The organism is Clostridium sp. AM25-23AC (assembly GCF_003435125.1).
GTDB lineage: Bacteria > Bacillota > Clostridia > Lachnospirales > Lachnospiraceae > Pilosibacter > Pilosibacter fragilis.
This window is the reverse complement of sequence record NZ_QWGI01000045.1, coordinates 1-1,107: the sequence shown is the minus strand read 5'-3', so window position 1 is coordinate 1,107 and position 1,107 is coordinate 1. Positions and strand designations below refer to the sequence as shown.

Below are 1,107 nucleotides of genomic sequence, written 5' to 3'. Positions count from 1 at the left end.
ACGGCGGAGGCAACTCCGGAAATAACTCCGGAAATAACTCCGGAAATAACTCCGGAAATAACTCCGGAGACAACGGCGGCAATAACGGTGGTGATAACTCCAATACCAATGGGAATAACAATTCCGGAAGTACAGGTAACACAGGTAATACACCAGATGCAGGTAATACAGCCGGCAATGATTCCGGAAATAATGCCCATAAAGGAAATAAAGGAAACAGTACCGGCAACAGTAATGCCGGGCAGAAGGATCCGGCAGAGGATGACAGCCTGAACGATGCTGCGGATGAAAGCAGCCTGACAGGTGATGCAGATGGCAGCGATGCAGACGGAAGTGATGCAGATGGCATACAGGAAGAGGAGAGCATCCATGCAGACAGCGACAGCGTTGAGAATGGTACGGACAGTGACAGCCATATACCGTTTGGTGAATGTGGTTTCCACTGGATCCCCATTGTATGGCTCCTTGTAATCCTGGGTTATACCGTAGTACGTGTGAAGAAGCTCCGTGATGAGTCAGAAGAAGCCTAAGGAGGAAAACAGACATGGAAAACACGAAACCGAATAAGAAATTATACATTGTAGTGGAAGTCATACTGTTTGCAGTATATATCCTGATAGGTGTCCTGCTGTTCGTCACGGAAAAGCACTGTGCTGCAGACGCATTCATCTTCTGGATCGGACTTGTGATCGCAGCAGTATGTGCAGTAGTGCTGGGAATCCATGAGAACAGAAGGATCTAAGAAGTAAAAAAGAAGAAGTAATTTTAAGAAAACCAAATGGCTGTGATGGCTGTTTGGTTTTCTTGCGCTAAAAAGACCGGAAAGGATCATCGGATATCCCGGGAACTGGTTCGTCCTGAGACAGATCCTTTTGATGAAAATAACAGAGGAAGTCGTACAGAAATATATAAGAGAGCAAGCAGAAGACTCAAGAAGAGAGGATTCCAGTAGTACCGCTTTATAGCGGAGCCAGTAACAGTGCTTGCGATACCGCCCTTCGGGGCGAGCAGTAGTAATAGCCCTTTGGAGGGCTAATATTAAACCACCACTTGAAGTGGTGGTTGATAACTTAACCTGTTGTGCTATTTCAAATAAAACGTTTAAAA

1 protein-coding gene and 1 pseudogene are annotated in these 1,107 nt (G+C 45.8%); both read left to right on the top strand.

The genetic code is table 11. The annotated features are described in order from the left end of the window. A pseudogene (locus DW677_RS18560) lies at positions 1-530 on the top strand (hypothetical protein); the annotation flags it as partial. Between the two features lie 14 nt (positions 531-544). After that, entirely contained in the window at positions 545-742 is a 198-nt protein-coding gene (locus DW677_RS16680) for a hypothetical protein (protein ID WP_117485702.1), read from the top strand. The last annotated feature ends 365 nt before the right edge of the window (positions 743-1,107 follow it).

Bases quoted from the DNA above. Each gene is read 5' to 3' on its own strand.
- DW677_RS16680 (WP_117485702.1), top strand. From the start codon at position 545: ATGGAAAACACGAAACCGAATAAGAAATTATACATTGTAGTGGAAGTC.